Origin of the sequence: Salana multivorans (genome assembly GCF_003751805.1) — a bacterium.
GTDB classification, from domain to species: domain Bacteria; phylum Actinomycetota; class Actinomycetes; order Actinomycetales; family Beutenbergiaceae; genus Salana; species Salana multivorans.
The window spans coordinates 1,100,139-1,114,192 of sequence record NZ_RKHQ01000001.1; the positions used below are offsets into that span (position 1 = coordinate 1,100,139).

Consider the following 14,054-nt stretch of genomic DNA (forward strand, 5'->3'; position numbering starts at 1 on the left):
GGCTCCTGGCTTCCGATGCGCCCGACCCGACGCCCAAGCTCCCCCGAGCGACCATCGAATGCTTCGAAATCTATCGGTTCTTGTACCGATACAAGAGTGAGTATCTGAGGCCTCGGCCGTCCCGTCAAGTGTCGTAGATCACGGTCGTATCACGGTTTGGGCGCCGGAGGTGGTGTCCACGGCCCTCCGAGCGTCGATCGCCGGGGCCCAACCGGCCCGATAACTTTCGGGATGGTTGCGCCACGACGGCGCGGGCGGGCGAGCGAGCGGGGACCGAGCGGCGGCGCACAATGGACCATGACCGAGAAGCTCTCGCCCGCCGTCGTCACCGGCTCGACCGACCCGCGCCACTGGCGCGTCCGGCTGCGCGCCCTGCGCGCGACGTTCACGAGCGAGGACTACCCGCGGCTCGCGACGTTCGTCGCGCGGGTCGCTGCGACCGCGGACGAGCTGGGGCACCACCCCGACCTCACGCTGAGCTGGGGTCGCGCGTCCGTCTCGACGACGACGCACGACGTCCGCGGCCTCACCGCCCGCGACGTGGAGCTGGCCACCCGGATCAGCGCGATCGCCGACGACCTCGGGCTGGGGTCGACGGTGCCGGGCGGAAGCACCCTGGAGATCGCGATCGACGCCCTCGACCTCGCGGCGGTGTGGCCGTTCTGGGCCGCCGTCCTCGACTACGACGCCCACGTCACCGGCGCGGACACCGGCCGTCCCGACGATCTCGACGTCGAGCTCGTGGACCGGGACGGCCTGGGCCCGAGCTTCTGGTTCCAGCAGATGGACGCACCCCGCCCGCAGCGCAACCGCCTCCACGTCGACGTCACCGTCGCGCCCGACGAGGCGCAGCTCCGCATCGAGGCCGCGCTCGCGGCCGGCGGCACCCTCGTCTCCGACGCCGCGGCCCCCAGCTTCTGGGTGCTCGCCGATGCCGAGGGCAACGAGGCCTGCGTCACGACGTGGCAGGCGCGGTCGTGACGCGCACGCTGCCGCCGACCGGCGACGGCCCGCTCGACTGGGCCGCGCGCCACATGCCGCTCCTCGCGGACACGTTCGAGGAGGTCGGCTCGGCCTTCGCCGGGCTCACCATCGGGATCACGCTCCACGTCGAGCCCAAGACGGCCGTGCTGTGCCAGTGGCTCCTCGCCTCCGGGGCGCGCGTCGTCATCACGGGCAACCTCGGCACGACGGTCCCGGCGACGGCCGACGCGCTGCGCGCCCTCGGCGCCACGATGCTCGGCGGCCGGGAGGACACCGACGCCGAGCGCGAGCGGCACCTCGACGCGATCGTCGCGCAGCGGTGCGACCTGTTCCTCGACAACGGGGGCGGTCTCGTCGCCCGGCTCGCCGCCGGCGCGCCGCGCGGACCCGGCTTCCGGGGGGCGACGGAGGAGACGACGACGGGCGGGCTGCGGATCCGGGCGCTGGCCACCCCGCCCGACTTCCCCGTCGTCGTCATCAACGACTCGCGGCTCAAGCTGCTGGTCGAGAACGAGTTCGGGGTGGGCCAGAGCATCGTCCAGGGGTTCATGAACGCGACGAACCTCATGATCCCGGGGCTGCGCGCCGGCGTCGTCGGGTACGGCCCGTGCGGTCGGGGCACCGCGGACGCGCTGCGGCTGCTCGGCGCGAGCACGACCGTGGCCGACCTCGACCCGTTCCGCCGGCTCGACGCGCTCATGCGCGGGCACCGGGTCGCCGACGTCGCGGAGATCGTGTCGACGTGCGACGCCGTGTTCCTCGCGACGGGGGCCCGCGACGTCGTCGGACCCGAGCTGTTCGAGCGGCTGCGCGACGGTCTCGTCGTCGTCGGCGTCGGGCACGAGGGCCGGGAGATCGACGTCGCCGCGCTGCGGGACGCGGCCGTCGAGACCGTCCGGCTCTCCCCGCCCGGGGGCGACCCGACGGCGCGCGTGCTCCACCGGTTCGCCGACGGGCGCGAGGTCGTCGTCCTGCACGACTCGCACATGATCAACCTGACGGCGGCGCTGGGGAACCCGATCCAGGCGATGGACCTCGGGCTCGCGCTCCAGGCCCGCAGCCTCGCGTCGATCGCGACGGGCGGGACGACGACGCCCGGGGCGCAGGCCGTGCCCGAGTCGATCGACCGGGTGCTGGCCGAGGGGCTGGTGCGGCTGCTGAGCTGAGGGAGCCGACGCGTCGCGCGCGCCCGCGTCGACGCGGGCGCCGCGTCAGCCCAGGAGGTCGCGCACGGTGTGCGCGCGGCTGCCGCGGGCGCTCAGGGTGCTCCCGCCGCTCACGTCGAGCGTCGCCCCCGTCGTCCGCGACGCCCGGTCGGACAGCAGGAAGGCGACCGCCTCGGCCACGTCGGCCGGCTGCGAGACGTCGCCGAGGACGGCGAAGCTCGACATGTACTGCCGCACCGCCGGGTCGCCGAACGCCTCGTGCCCGTTGTCCGTGAACCCCGGGACGACGGTGTTGACGCGGATCCCCCGCGGGGCGACGGCCTCGGCCATGTTGCGCGTGAGCGACTCGATGGCGGCCTTGCTCATGGCGTAGACGATGTCCCCGGGGCTGGAGAAGTGCGCGCTCGCGGAGGAGACGTTCACGACGCCGCCACCGTCGTGCATGCGGCGGCAGAGCCCCTGCGACAGGAAGAACGCGGCCTTGACGTTGAGCGCGAAGTAGTCGTCGAACTGCGCCGGTGTCGCCTCGGCGAAGGAGGGGCCCAGCAGCTTCGCGGCATTGTTGACCAGCGCCGCGACGACGTGGTCGGGATGCGCGTCGACCAGCTCGTCGACGAACGCCAGGAGGGTCGCGACGCCCGCGTCGTCGGCGAGGTCGCAGGCGACGGGGTGGCACCGCCCGCCGGCCTCGGCGATCGACAGCTCCAGCAGCTCGGCCTTCGCGACGTTGCCGCGGTACTGCGCGACGACGACGTAGCCGTCCCGCGCGAGGGCCCGGCAGACGGCGGAGCCGATGCCACCGGTGGCCCCGGTGACGACGGCGACGGGATGCCGGCCGGAGCTCCGGCCGGCCGTGGCGCCGTCGTCGGTCGTCACGACGACGCCGGCGCGAGCGCGATCCGGACGAGCGGCTCGAACGACCGCATCCGCACGGGCATCGAGGCCCAGCTGTCCGCGTGGTTGGACAGCACCTGCGCCCCGATGAACAGCGCGTTGAGGAACTCGGCGGCGCCGTCCGCGTCGACATCGGGACGGACCGAGCCGTCCTCGACCCCCTCGAGGACGAGGATGCGCGCGAGACGGACCCACTCGAGGTAGGGCTCGTTGGTCGCGTCGGCGAGCTCGGTGCCGGGCTGGTTCTGGAGGTAGATCCCGCCCTGGACGACGACGTCGGAGGCGACGAGGTCGGCCAGCGCCGCATAGGCGCTGAGCATCTTGTCCAGGGCGTTGCCACCGCGGGACAGGACCTCCGTCAACGCACCGTGCATGCGCTCCTGCTGAACGGCCACGACCTCGAAGGCGATATCCCGCTTGCTGGCGAAATGGAAGTAGAGCGCGCCCTCGCTGATTCCCGACTCCGAGGCCAGATCCTTGAGACGCGCCTCGGCATACGGAACCCGCGAGAAGACCGCGGCCGCGCCCAGAATGATGGCGTTGCGTGTCTCGATGGCGCGCTGCTGCTTGAGCGGCTTTCGCCTTCCGGAACCTGGCATCACGAACCCCCCGGGGAACGACTACTGAACGATGGCGTCGGCTCCACCCTATTCCTTGACCGGCCCGCATGCATGAACGGCCCCGCCCGTCTCCTCAGCGGGACCCCCGGACCAGCGGCCTCACCTCGGCACCGTCCTCGGCTCGGGCCTGCGGACCGGGGTGAGCGACCGCCATCTCCATCGTCCCGGTGGCGGCCTCGCTGTGGTTCGCGCCGACCACGGCGACGCCGACCCGAATCGCCCCGTCGGCGTCCTGGTGGCCGTCCGGCCGGACGCGGACGTGGACGGGCTCGTCGAGCTCCAGGTACCGCACGAACTCGACGGAGAGCCCCACGCAGGTCCCGCCGTCGAGGCTGCGCGCGGCCGCGTCGCGCATGGCGGAGATCAGCAGCATTCCCGGGACGTGGTCAACGGCGTGGTCGAAGAAGAAGGGGTCCAGCGGGTCGAACCGGAGCTCCCAGGTCCGCGCGCCGGCCTGCCGGTCGAGGAGCCGGAGCTCCAGCGGCGTGCCGGAGGTCGGGACGTCCCGGACGACCGAGAGGTTGGTGACCCCGGCCGACCCGGCCCGCAGCCGCTCGTACAGGCGCCGCGGCAGGATGCGCAGGCTTCCGTCGCCGGACGCGAGCTCCCGCCCGGCACCGTCGAAGAAGAGCGCCTCGACGCCGAGCCGGTAGACGCGCGCGCCCTTCACCTCCACCTCGGCGGCGCGCACGCGCACCGTCACGTCGTTCCCGCACACCGCGTCCCGCGACGCCAGCCGCAGCGAGCACCGGTCCATCACGAAGACCGACTCGGGCGGGACCTGGAACAGCTCGTGCCCGATCAGGATCGTCATCTGGCGAAAGGTCTCGACGAGCAGGAAGACGTCGGCGCCCCGGTCGAGCCGGTAGTAGTCGTGCCGACCGGGCCATCTCGTCCGCGCGGTCATGGTCAGCTCGTCGTCCGGCGCGTACGACGACAGCAGCACCTCCTCGCCCGCGTTCTTGTGGACTTGGCGCTTGAGGACCGGGGACCAGTCCGTCGGAGGCGCCGCACCGGTCGCCTCGGTCGGCGCGGTGACGTCACCGTCGGAGCGCGCCTCACGTTCAGCACTCAGCGAACCCTCATCCGCCATGAGTCACACCATCCATCGATCGGACGCCCATTGATGACGGCGAGAAATGACGGGCGCGCGCTCAGCCTATCGCCGCGCGAGTAACGTCTCAGCACCCACGGCGCGGCCGTCGATCGGCCGACCGATCCGCCGACCCACGGTGGACGACGGCGACGCGTCCGCGGCCGCAACCGGCGGCTCGAGGGGCACCGGAACGCTCGCGCGGATGCTGGCGGAAGGGGATGCGAACCGCCTTTTCCACGGACCAGCAAGGCCCGATATAGGTGATCTCACACAGAAAGATGTCAATGATGTCGGAGCCATTCCTTCCGCCTCACACGCGCCCTCGACCACGACGGCCGACCGCCGCGGCCTCGGCGTCGCGCCGCGCGGACGCGGGACCTCCGGCCCATGAGGGCAGGCTCACCTAACGCCTACGTTGACGACGTGAACCTGACCGAGCTGCCGCCACGGACCCGCGCGGTCGTCACGGGCATCGACCTCGCGGCCGCCGCGGCGCGCGGAGCCGGCAGCGATCTCGCCCTGCGGTACCGAGAGCTGGGCCTGCGCGCCGGAGCCGCCATCGAGGTCACCCACGTCGCGGCCTTCGGCGGACGGGTCATCGCGCTCGGCGCCGATCGGTTCGCGCTGGACCGGACGACCTGCCGCCGCATCCAGGTCGAGGTCCGCCCGGGAGTCCCGGCATGAGCTGCCACGAGGGCCCCGGGCCGCTCACCGCGCCCGACCCGACGGACCCGGCCGCGCCGACGGCACCCCGCGTCGTCCTGCTCGGCAACCCCAACGTCGGCAAGTCGACGCTCTTCAACACCCTCGTCGGTGCCCACCAGCGGGTGATGAACGCGCCGGGCACGACGGTCGAGCTGCACGAGGGCACCTGGCACACGCCCGCCGGCCAGCTCCGCATCGTCGACCTGCCCGGCACCTACTCGCTGCTCGCCCGGTCGGCCGACGAGCAGGTCGCAGCCGACGCCGCCCTGGCGAACGACCGCGACGTCGTCGTCGTGACGCTCGAGGCCGCGGCCCTCCCGCGCGCCCTCTACCTGCTCGGGCAGCTCCTCGCCCAGCGCCCGGACGGGCCGGTGGTGGTCGCGCTCACGATGGTCGACGTCGCCCGCGACCGCGGCATCACCCCCGACCCCGCCCGGCTCGAACGCGCGCTCGGTCTCCCGGTCGTCGCCGTCGACCCCCGCCGGCGCGCCGGCACGCGCGACCTCGAGACCCGCCTCACCGCTCCGGCGACCGTCGCGGGCGGCACCGCGGCGCTCCCGCCGGCCCGCCCGGCCTCCCCCGACGCCGACGACGTCTTCGCCTGGGTCACCGGCGTCCTCGCGGAGCTCGACCTGCCCGAGGACGCGACCGCGACCACGATCTCCGACCGGGTCGACCGCGTCCTGCTCAACCCGTGGATCGGCCTGCCGGTGTTCGGCGCCGTCATGTGGCTGGTCTTCCAGCTCGCCACGACGATCGCCGGGCCCGTCATGGATGCCACGGAGTCGGTCTTCGCCGCGCTGGGCACGTGGATCCTCGGCTGGCTGCCCGGTCCCGCGTGGGTCGGCTCCTTCCTCGTGGACGGGGTGCTGGTCGGCTTCGGGGTCGTCGCGTCGTTCGTCCCGCTCCTCGCCCTGGTGTTCGGCGCCATCGCGCTGCTGGAGGACTCCGGCTACCTCGCGCGCGCCGCGTTCGTCGCCGACCGGGCGATGCAGGCGATCGGCCTCGACGGCCGCGCGATGCTCCCGCTCGTCATCGGCTTCGGCTGCAACGTGCCGGCGCTCACCGCGACCAAGACGCTCCCGCACGCGCGCAGCCGGCTCCTGGTCGGCCTGCTCATCCCGCTGACGTCGTGCCCCGCCCGCCTCACGGTCCTGCTGCTCATCGCCTCGTCCGTGTTCCCCGAGCACACCGCGACGGCCGTGCTCGGCATGTACGCGGGGAGCATCGTGCTCGTCGTCGGCGCCGGCCTCGTCCTGCGCCGGACGCTGTTCCGCGACCTCCCCCGCGAGGGGCTCGTCCTCGCCCTGCCGGCCTACCAGCGCCCGCGCCCGCTCATGCTCCTGCGCGCGATCGGGACGCGCTCGCTCTCGTTCGTCCGCAAGGCCGGCATCGTCATCGTCACGACCCTCGCGGTCGTCTGGGTCCTCCTCGCGATCCCGGTGACGCCGGGTCACACCCTCGCCGACGTCCCGATCGAGGACAGCGCCTACGGGGCGGCGGCCCACGCCATCGCGCCGGCCCTCGAGCCGGCGGGGTTCGGCGACTGGCACTTCTCGGCCGCGCTCGCCACCGGGTTCGTCGCCAAGGAGGTCGTGGTCGGCTCGTTCGCCCAGACCTACTCGCTCACCGAGCCCGACGACCCCACGCAGGCCGGCGACCTCGGGGCGCAGCTGCGCACCACCCTCGACCGCACCTCGGGCGGCCACGCGGGCGCCGCCGCCCTCGCGTTCCTCGTCTTCATGGTCACGTACACGCCGTGCCTCGCGACGCTCGCGGAGCAGCGCCGGCTCTTCGGCTGGCGGTGGACGCTCGGCGCCGCTGGCGCCCAGATCGCGACGGCGTGGCTGCTCGCCGTCCTCGTCTTCCAGGTGGGCCGGCTCCTGTGACGCTCCTCGACGACGTCCTCGACCAGGCCCGGCGCGGCGCGACCCCCACCAGGACCGCCCTCGCGCTCGGCGTGCCGCGCGGCCTGGTCGACGCCGCGCTCGACCACTGGCGCCGGGTCGGCGTCGTGAGCGCGGGCGGCGCGTGCTCCGGGTGCGCCGCGTCGAGACCGTCGGGTGGGTCATCGGGGTCGTCGGCGGGAACGACGGCGGCCGTCGGGACGGTGACGGTGCGCTCCCCCGCCTGCCGGGGCTGTCCGTTCGGCGGCTGACCACCCGTCGATCCACCCGCGCGCCCGAGGCTGGCTAGGCTCGAGGCATGCCGATCCCGACCGGTTCGCGCACCGCCGCCTTCGCGCCGTGGACCGCCGTCGCCGACGACGCCACCGGGCCGGGGAGCGCCGCCGGACCCGCGAACCAAGCCCGGCTGACCGGGCTGCGAGCCCTCGGGCACGACCTCGCCGACACGGCCTACGTCGCCGACGAGGCCGTCGTCGACGCCGACCGCCTCCGCCTCGGCGACCGCAGCTACCTCGCGGCCCAGACCCACGTGACGGGCGACGTGACGATCGGCGCGGACTGCTCGGTCAACGTCTTCGCCGCCGTCCGCGGCCGCGTCCGGATCGGTGACGGCGTCCGGATCGGCGCCTCCACCTCGATCCTCGGCTTCGACCACGAGTTCGCCGACCCGGACGTCCCCGTCCGCCTCCAGGGCCTGCGGACCCGCGGGATCACGGTCGAGGACGACGTGTGGATCGGCGCCCAGGTCGTCGTGCTCGACGGCGTCCGGATCGGGGCGCACAGCGTCGTCGGGGCGGGTGCCGTCGTGACGCGGGACGTGCCGCCGTACGCGGTGGCCGTCGGCAACCCGGCCCGCGTCGTGCGCGACCGACGCACCGGCCGCGCCCCCGAGCCGGCGACCCGCGCCCGAGCCCGAGCCCTGGCCGAGGTGCTGGGCGCGACGGCGGCGCGCGACGTCCCCGTCCTCCTCGACCGCGCCTGGGACGCGACGGCCGAGGCGTTCGTCGACGCCGCCGGCGTCGCCCCGACGGTCCGCGCGCACTGCGACGCGATCGAGCTGGGCGACCTGGTCGGCCTCGTCCCGGGACGGCTCACGGCGCAGGAGCACCGCGAGCGCCTGCGCCGCGCCCACCGCGACGGGCGCGAGCCCGACGACTACCACGTCCTCTGCGTCGGCCACGCGCTCGACCTGCTCGGCGATCGCCTCCCGCGCGAGGCGTACGCGCGGTGGTCGAGCCTGACCCCGACGGAGGTCGTCGCGCGGCTGGACTCGCTCGACTGGGTCGAGCACGCCTGGCACGCGGGCGCCGTCGTCGACAAGCTGGGCACGGCGCTCACCTGGGCGCTCGCGTCGGACGACCCGGAGGGCGAGGCGGCCCGCGAGACCCTGCTCGGCTGGCTGCTCACGCACCGCGACCCCGGGACCGGCCTCTGGGGCTCGCCACGGGACCCGCGCGAGAGCGTCAACGGCACGTATCGGCTCGTCCGCGGCACCGTCGCGTCGTGGGGGATCCAGCTCGGGGGCGGGGACGCGGTCGTCGACACGGTCCTGCGGCACGTCCGCGCCGGCGCCCTCGACGCCGCGACGGCGTGCGACGCGCTCGACGTCGTCCACCTCCTGTGGTGGGCGCGGCCGAGCGCGCGCGGGTACCGCGAGGCGGAGGTCGCCGACGTCGCCGAGCTGGTCCTGGGGCTCGCCGTGGCGGCGTGGACGGGCGACGCCGGCGGCCTCGGTGCGCCGTTCGCCCCGCGGGGCACCGAGATGACGGTGATCTCGGGCGCCGACCCGACGCGACCGAGCCTGCAGGGCAGCGAGATGTGGCTGGCGCTCGCCTGGTACGCCGCCGACCTGGCGGGGTGCGCCGACGCGCTCGGGTACACCCCGCGCGGGATCCACCGGCCGGACTGACCTTCAGCACAGCGGCCGCACAGGTGGGGACGGCTGACTGGTCCCCATGAACCTCACCTCCCTCGCCACCCTCCTGGCCGCCGACCTCGTCGCGATCGGGGTGCTCGTCTTCGGGCTCTACCTGCCGCGTCACCACCGCCGCGACCTCATGGTCTCGTTCCTCGGGATCAACGTCGGCGTCTTCACCGTCTCGGCGGCGCTCGCCAGCAGCAGCGTCGGCGCCGGGCTCGGGCTGGGGCTCCTCGGCGTCCTGTCGATCATCCGCCTGCGCAGCGACGAGCTGGGGCAGCGCGAGGTCGCGTACTACTTCGCCGCGCTCGCGATCGGTCTGCTCGGCGGCCTCGCTCCCTCGCCGCTGTGGGTCGCCGTCGCCGGGATGGTCCTCGTCGTCGTGGTCATGGCGATCGTCGACAGCCCGCGGCTGATGCCGAGCTCGCGCAACCGGGTCGTCGTCCTCGACCGCGCCTTCCTCGACGAGACCGAGCTGCGTCGCCACCTCGAGGACCTGCTGGACGCCCGCGTCCGCAGCGTCCACGTCCAGCGGCTCGACCTGGTCAACGACACGACGATCGTCGACGTGCGCTACGTCGCGATCGGGGACGGGGCGACGGGGACGGCTCCCGCGACGGGACGGCTGGCGGTGCCGGGGGCGACGACGGCCGCGACGCGCGCGGCGGCGGCCGAGCCGGCCGAGTCGACGCAGGGGTCCGTCGCCCGCGAGAGCGTGAGCGCGTGGGGGACGCGATGACGGCGACCGCCGGTCCCGCGACCGCCGCGACGCTCGCGGCGACGTCGGCGATGACGAGCGGGCTGCCGACCATCGGACTGCCCGAGCTGCTCGGGCTGGCCGGGCTGCAGACGCGGGTCGACCGCAAGTACCTCGTGCCGGTCTCGACGCTCGCGGCCCTCCCGGCCGCCGACCCCGCGATGCGGGTGCTGGAGATCGACGGCGTGGTGAGCCACGCGTACGCGTCGCGGTACGAGGACACGGCGACGCGCGAGTCGTACCTGCTCGCGGCGCACGGCCGGCCGAGCCGGTACAAGGTGCGCACGCGCACCTACTGCGACTCCGGCCTGGAGGTCCTCGAGGTCAAGACGCGCTCGCGCCGCGGGCAGACCGTCAAGGACCGCCTCCCGCTGGAGGAGGCCTCGCGGTTCGACGTGCGGGAGTTCGTGCCGTCGACGATCCGCGAGCGCACGGGGATCCCGTTCCGCGGCGCGCTGGCGCCCGTGCTCGACGTGCACTACGACCGCACGACCTGCTACCTGCCGGGCAGCGGGGCGCGGGCCACCGTCGACACGGGCCTCGCGTGGACCGACCTGCGGACGGGGCGACGCCTCGGCCTGAGCGGCGTGGCGATCGTCGAGACCAAGTCGCTCGGGGCGCCGTCGCCGCTCGACCGGCTGCTGTGGCGGATGGGGCACCGGCCGGTGCGGCTGTCGAAGTTCGCCTGCGGGCTGGCGCTCACCGCCGCGGCGGAGGCGACCGGCGACGTCGTCCCTCCGGGTGGCGAGCCGGCCGGGCTGCCGGCCAACCGCTGGCACCGCACGCTCACGCGGCTCGCGCCGCACACGGTGCCCTGCTGACCGCAGCGGCCCGCGGGCGCATGATGGAGGGATGAGCGAGAACACGTACACGAAGCCGGGCGAGGCGTACGAGCGCGACGCGCGCTACATCACCACGCGGATCACGCGGGACGGCACCTCGGGGTATCCGGTGGAGGCGGGGCGGTACCGGCTCGTCGCGGCGCGCGCGTGCCCGTGGGCGAACCGGACGCTCATCGTGCGCCGGCTGCTGGGGCTCGAGGACGCGCTGAGCGTGGGGATGCCGGGCCCGACCCACGACGAGCGGTCGTGGACGTTCGACCTCGACCCGGGCGGCGTCGACCCGGTGCTGGGGATCCACTTCCTGCGCGACGCCTACCTCGCGCGCGACCCCGAGTACCCGCTGGGGATCACGGTGCCGGCCCTGGTCGAGATCTCCTCCGGCGCGGTCGTGACGAACGACTTCGACCAGATCACCCGGGACCTGTCCTCGGAGTGGGCGGCGTTCCACCGCGAGGGGGCTCCCGACCTGTGGCCGGCCGAGCACCGCGAGGAGATGGAGGGGGTGATGCGGCGGATCTACACCGAGGTGAACAACGGCGTCTACCGGTGCGGGTTCGCCGGGTCGCAGGAGGCGTACGACGAGGCCTACGGGCGGCTGTGGGTCGCGCTGGACTGGCTGGAGGAGCGGCTCGCGTCGCGGCGCTACCTCATGGGCGGGAAGATCACCGAGGCGGACGTGCGGCTGTTCACGACGCTGGTCCGGTTCGACGCCGTGTATCACGGGCACTTCAAGTGCAACCGGTCGAAGCTGACCGAGATGCCGGTGCTGTGGGCGTACGCGCGTGACCTGTTCCAGACGCCCGGATTCGGGGACACCGTCGACTTCGAGCAGATCAAGCGGCACTACTACGAGGTCCACCGCGACATCAACCCGACGGGGATCGTGCCGCTGGGTCCCGGTGGCATGGCCGGGGGGCTCGAGGGGTGGCTCTCACCGCACGGCCGGGAGGCACTCGGCGGGCGACCGTTCGGCGACGGGACAGCTCCCGGGCCGGTGCGCGCCGGGGAGGAGGTCGTGCGCTGAGCCGCTGAGCCGGCTCGTCGGACGACGAGACGGGCGGGGCCGGACGTGAAAGTCCGGCCCCGCCCGTCTCGCGTTCGGGTCAGTCCTTGGACAGCTTGTCCTTGAGGGCCTCGATCCCCTCGCCGATCTTGTCCTTGACGTCCTCGACGGCGTCCTTCGCCGACGCAGCGACCTGGTCGAGCTTGCCCTCGGCCTTCAGGTCCTCGTTGCCGGTGACGGCCCCCGCGGCCTCCTTCAGGCGGCCCGACGCGTCCTGACCAGCGTTCTCGATCTTGTCTCCGAGTCCCATAGGACATCTCCCCTCAGTGGATGACACAGGACCGTCGACGATACGCCCACCTAAAGGAGCCGTCAAGGACGGGCCAAAACAGCAGTCAGGCCGGCGCTCGGCGAACCGGCGGGCCGCGCCGCGGTCCGGGCCTGCGGAGGCGCAGCCTGCGGCGAGCGGGGTTAGCCTCGACGAGGTGGCGTCACCGCATCGAGGACGCCCGGCCGACCGAGCGGAGATCAGTGGTGTCACGGGTGAACATCGGCGAGCAGCATCCCGCCGTCTATCGAGAGCTTGCCTCGCTCAGCAGGGCCGCGGGTGAGGCGGCCGCTGCGGCCGGCCTCGATCCCAGGCTCGTCGAGCTCGTTCGACTGCGCGTGTCCCAGCTCAACGGCTGCGCGTTCTGCTGCCGGCTGCACACGCGCGACGCCCTGCGGGCCGGGGAGACGACCGACCGTCTCGCCGTGCTCCCCGCCTGGAGGGAGTCGGGCTACTTCTCCGACACCGAGCGCGTCGCCCTCGCTCTCGCGGAAGAGGTGACCCGCCCGTCCACGCCCACCCGCGAGGACCTGGGCGCCGAGACCCTGAGCCCCCAGGAGGTCTCGGCGATCACCTGGCTGGCCGTCGTCATGAACGCGTGGAACCGCGTCGCGGTCAGCAGCGGGTACGCGGTCGTCCCATAGCGACGACGCAACGGCGGCATCGACCGCTCTTGTGCTCCGGCCGGTGCGGGCAAAGACTACGAGGACCGACTCACTACCCCTGGAGGCCCACGTGCTGGTCGCCGGCATGATCACGGCGGGGCTCGCCGCCGCCCTGCACGTCTACATCTTCTGGCTGGAGTCCCTCGCCTGGGGCGGCGAGCGAGCCAACCGGACCTTCGGCATCCGGGATGCCCAGGAGGCGGAGGCCACCCGGGCGTTCGCCTTCAACCAGGGGTTCTACAACCTGTTCCTCGCCGTCGCGGCCTTGGTCGGGGTCGCCCTGGTGGCCGCGGGCAACGTCGCCGTCGGCGCCGCCCTCATCCTCGCCGGCACCGGGTCGATGCTCGCCGCGGCTCTCGTGCTGCTGCTCTCGTCCCCGGACAAGCGCCGAGCCGCCGTCTCCCAGGGGCTGCTCCCGCTTCTCGCGGTGGCGACCACCCTGCTCGCGCTTCTCCTCTAGCCGCGCCTTCCCGAACGCGGGGGCGAGCGCCGGGTCAGGTCCCTTGCGGCGGAGCGAGGGGGATTCGAACCCCCGGAGGCTTGCACCTCAACGGTTTTCAAGACCGTCACATTCGGCCGCTCTGTCATCGCTCCCTGCCCCGCTGCCGCGACCACCGGCCACGGCGATCTGCCGCAGCCGGCCACGCGTGCGGGGCCCGGCCATTCTGCCAGGTGGGGCGACCTGCCCGCCGAACCTACCCGCCGATCGGGGTCAGGACGAAGACCGGGATCTCCCGCTCCGTCTTGGTCTGGTAGTCGGCGTACGACGGCCAGGTCTCGCAGGCCCGGGCCCACCACTCCTCGCGCTCCGCGCCGATCGCCTGGTGCGCGAGGTACTCGCGCCTGGTGTCGCCGTCCTGGAGCTCGACCTCCGGGTGCGCCAGCAGGTTGTAGTACCACTGCGGGTTGTCCGGCGCCCCGCCCTTCGACGCGATCACCGCGTACGACCCGTCGTGCTCCACCCGCATGAGCGCCGTCTTGCGCAGCTTGCCGGAGCGCGCGCCGACCGTCGTGAGCACGATGACCGGGCGACCGTGCAGCGTCGTGCCCTCCGCACCCCCCGACGACTCGATCAGCTCCGCCTGCTCGCGGGCCCACGGGGACGTGCTCGGCGCGTACTCACCTTCCAGCGGCATGTCGGCAGCCTACGCCCGACCTACGCTGACACC

Annotated in this window: 16 protein-coding genes and 1 tRNA gene; 11 read left to right on the top strand and 6 right to left on the bottom strand. The window is 73.7% G+C overall.

The window, feature by feature from the left end; all coding sequences use genetic code 11:
• Positions 1 to 297 precede the first annotated feature (297 nt).
• Positions 298 to 981: a VOC family protein gene (locus tag EDD28_RS04985; RefSeq protein WP_123738605.1), complete on the top strand. Its 684-nt coding sequence runs from the start codon at positions 298 to 300 to the stop codon at positions 979 to 981.
• Positions 978 to 2,150, top strand: coding sequence for an NAD(P)-dependent oxidoreductase (locus EDD28_RS04990; RefSeq protein ID WP_211339114.1), 1,173 nt, complete (start codon positions 978 to 980; stop codon positions 2,148 to 2,150). Before EDD28_RS04985 ends, EDD28_RS04990 begins: the two co-directional genes overlap by 4 nt.
• A 45-nt stretch (positions 2,151 to 2,195) precedes the next feature.
• Here EDD28_RS04990 and EDD28_RS04995 read toward each other — a convergent pair whose 3' ends face one another.
• The 3 genes from EDD28_RS04995 to EDD28_RS05005 all read right to left on the bottom strand — a co-directional run bounded on the left by EDD28_RS04995 (position 2,196) and on the right by EDD28_RS05005 (position 4,757).
• Complete coding sequence (locus EDD28_RS04995) at positions 2,196 to 3,026, bottom strand: SDR family NAD(P)-dependent oxidoreductase (RefSeq protein WP_170169359.1); 831 nt, start codon at positions 3,024 to 3,026, stop codon at positions 2,196 to 2,198.
• On the bottom strand, positions 3,023 to 3,643 hold the full coding sequence (locus EDD28_RS05000) for a TetR/AcrR family transcriptional regulator (RefSeq protein ID WP_123738607.1): 621 nt from the start codon (positions 3,641 to 3,643) through the stop codon (positions 3,023 to 3,025). Before EDD28_RS05000 ends, EDD28_RS04995 begins: the two co-directional genes overlap by 4 nt.
• A gap of 94 nt (positions 3,644 to 3,737) precedes the next feature.
• Positions 3,738 to 4,757 carry an AfsA-related hotdog domain-containing protein gene (locus tag EDD28_RS05005; RefSeq protein ID WP_123738608.1) on the bottom strand — a complete coding sequence of 340 codons (1,020 nt, stop codon included), beginning with the start codon at positions 4,755 to 4,757 and terminating at the stop codon, positions 3,738 to 3,740.
• A 426-nt stretch (positions 4,758 to 5,183) separates the two neighbouring features.
• Between EDD28_RS05005 and EDD28_RS05010 the strand changes: the two genes are divergently transcribed.
• The 7 genes from EDD28_RS05010 to EDD28_RS05040 are packed head-to-tail and all read left to right on the top strand — an operon-like array spanning position 5,184 to position 11,913.
• Positions 5,184 to 5,444 carry a FeoA family protein gene (locus EDD28_RS05010; RefSeq protein WP_245967923.1) on the top strand — a complete coding sequence of 87 codons (261 nt, stop codon included), beginning with the start codon at positions 5,184 to 5,186 and terminating at the stop codon, positions 5,442 to 5,444.
• Positions 5,441 to 7,354, top strand: a complete 1,914-nt coding sequence (gene feoB / locus EDD28_RS05015) for a ferrous iron transporter B (protein WP_123738610.1) — start codon at positions 5,441 to 5,443, stop codon at positions 7,352 to 7,354. Before EDD28_RS05010 ends, feoB begins: the two co-directional genes overlap by 4 nt.
• Complete coding sequence (locus EDD28_RS05020) at positions 7,351 to 7,623, top strand: hypothetical protein (RefSeq protein ID WP_123738611.1); 273 nt, start codon at positions 7,351 to 7,353, stop codon at positions 7,621 to 7,623. Before feoB ends, EDD28_RS05020 begins: the two co-directional genes overlap by 4 nt.
• A 47-nt stretch (positions 7,624 to 7,670) precedes the next feature.
• On the top strand, positions 7,671 to 9,281 hold the full coding sequence (locus EDD28_RS05025; RefSeq protein ID WP_123738612.1) for an acyltransferase: 1,611 nt from the start codon (positions 7,671 to 7,673) through the stop codon (positions 9,279 to 9,281).
• A 46-nt stretch (positions 9,282 to 9,327) separates the two neighbouring features.
• The gene (locus EDD28_RS05030) at positions 9,328 to 10,029 is read left to right on the top strand and encodes a DUF4956 domain-containing protein (protein ID WP_123738613.1); all 702 of its coding nucleotides are present in this window, start codon (positions 9,328 to 9,330) and stop codon (positions 10,027 to 10,029) included.
• A complete protein-coding gene (locus EDD28_RS05035; protein ID WP_245967924.1) occupies positions 10,014 to 10,868 on the top strand; it encodes a polyphosphate polymerase domain-containing protein in 855 nt (284 codons plus the stop codon). Before EDD28_RS05030 ends, EDD28_RS05035 begins: the two co-directional genes overlap by 16 nt.
• A gap of 31 nt (positions 10,869 to 10,899) precedes the next feature.
• A complete protein-coding gene (locus tag EDD28_RS05040) occupies positions 10,900 to 11,913 on the top strand; it encodes a glutathione S-transferase family protein (RefSeq protein ID WP_123738614.1) in 1,014 nt (337 codons plus the stop codon).
• Between the two features lie 79 nt (positions 11,914 to 11,992).
• Here EDD28_RS05040 and EDD28_RS05045 read toward each other — a convergent pair whose 3' ends face one another.
• The gene (locus EDD28_RS05045) at positions 11,993 to 12,202 is read right to left on the bottom strand and encodes a CsbD family protein (protein WP_123738615.1); all 210 of its coding nucleotides are present in this window, start codon (positions 12,200 to 12,202) and stop codon (positions 11,993 to 11,995) included.
• A gap of 224 nt (positions 12,203 to 12,426) precedes the next feature.
• Between EDD28_RS05045 and EDD28_RS05050 the strand changes: the two genes are divergently transcribed.
• Entirely contained in the window at positions 12,427 to 12,864 is a 438-nt protein-coding gene (locus EDD28_RS05050) for a carboxymuconolactone decarboxylase family protein (protein WP_123738616.1), read from the top strand.
• 91 nt (positions 12,865 to 12,955) lie between these two features.
• The gene (locus EDD28_RS05055; RefSeq protein ID WP_123738617.1) at positions 12,956 to 13,345 is read left to right on the top strand and encodes a DUF1304 domain-containing protein; all 390 of its coding nucleotides are present in this window, start codon (positions 12,956 to 12,958) and stop codon (positions 13,343 to 13,345) included.
• Between the two features lie 49 nt (positions 13,346 to 13,394).
• Here the strand turns inward: EDD28_RS05055 and EDD28_RS05060 are convergent.
• Both EDD28_RS05060 and EDD28_RS05065 read right to left on the bottom strand, forming a co-directional pair.
• Positions 13,395 to 13,479, bottom strand: a tRNA-Ser gene (locus EDD28_RS05060).
• A 101-nt stretch (positions 13,480 to 13,580) separates the two neighbouring features.
• Positions 13,581 to 14,021, bottom strand: a complete 441-nt coding sequence (locus tag EDD28_RS05065) for a nitroreductase family deazaflavin-dependent oxidoreductase (protein WP_123738618.1) — start codon at positions 14,019 to 14,021, stop codon at positions 13,581 to 13,583.
• Between the last annotated feature and the right edge of the window lie 33 nt (positions 14,022 to 14,054).

Coding starts and splice junctions, on each gene's coding strand:
- EDD28_RS04985 (WP_123738605.1), top strand. CDS start 298: ATGACCGAGAAGCTCTCGCCCGCCGTCGTCACCGGCTCGACCGACCCG.
- EDD28_RS05000 (WP_123738607.1), bottom strand. CDS start 3,643: ATGCCAGGTTCCGGAAGGCGAAAGCCGCTCAAGCAGCAGCGCGCCATC.
- EDD28_RS05005 (WP_123738608.1), bottom strand. CDS start 4,757: ATGGCGGATGAGGGTTCGCTGAGTGCTGAACGTGAGGCGCGCTCCGAC.
- feoB (WP_123738610.1), top strand. CDS start 5,441: ATGAGCTGCCACGAGGGCCCCGGGCCGCTCACCGCGCCCGACCCGACG.
- EDD28_RS05025 (WP_123738612.1), top strand. CDS start 7,671: ATGCCGATCCCGACCGGTTCGCGCACCGCCGCCTTCGCGCCGTGGACC.
- EDD28_RS05030 (WP_123738613.1), top strand. CDS start 9,328: ATGAACCTCACCTCCCTCGCCACCCTCCTGGCCGCCGACCTCGTCGCG.
- EDD28_RS05040 (WP_123738614.1), top strand. CDS start 10,900: ATGAGCGAGAACACGTACACGAAGCCGGGCGAGGCGTACGAGCGCGAC.
- EDD28_RS05045 (WP_123738615.1), bottom strand. CDS start 12,202: ATGGGACTCGGAGACAAGATCGAGAACGCTGGTCAGGACGCGTCGGGC.
- EDD28_RS05065 (WP_123738618.1), bottom strand. CDS start 14,021: ATGCCGCTGGAAGGTGAGTACGCGCCGAGCACGTCCCCGTGGGCCCGC.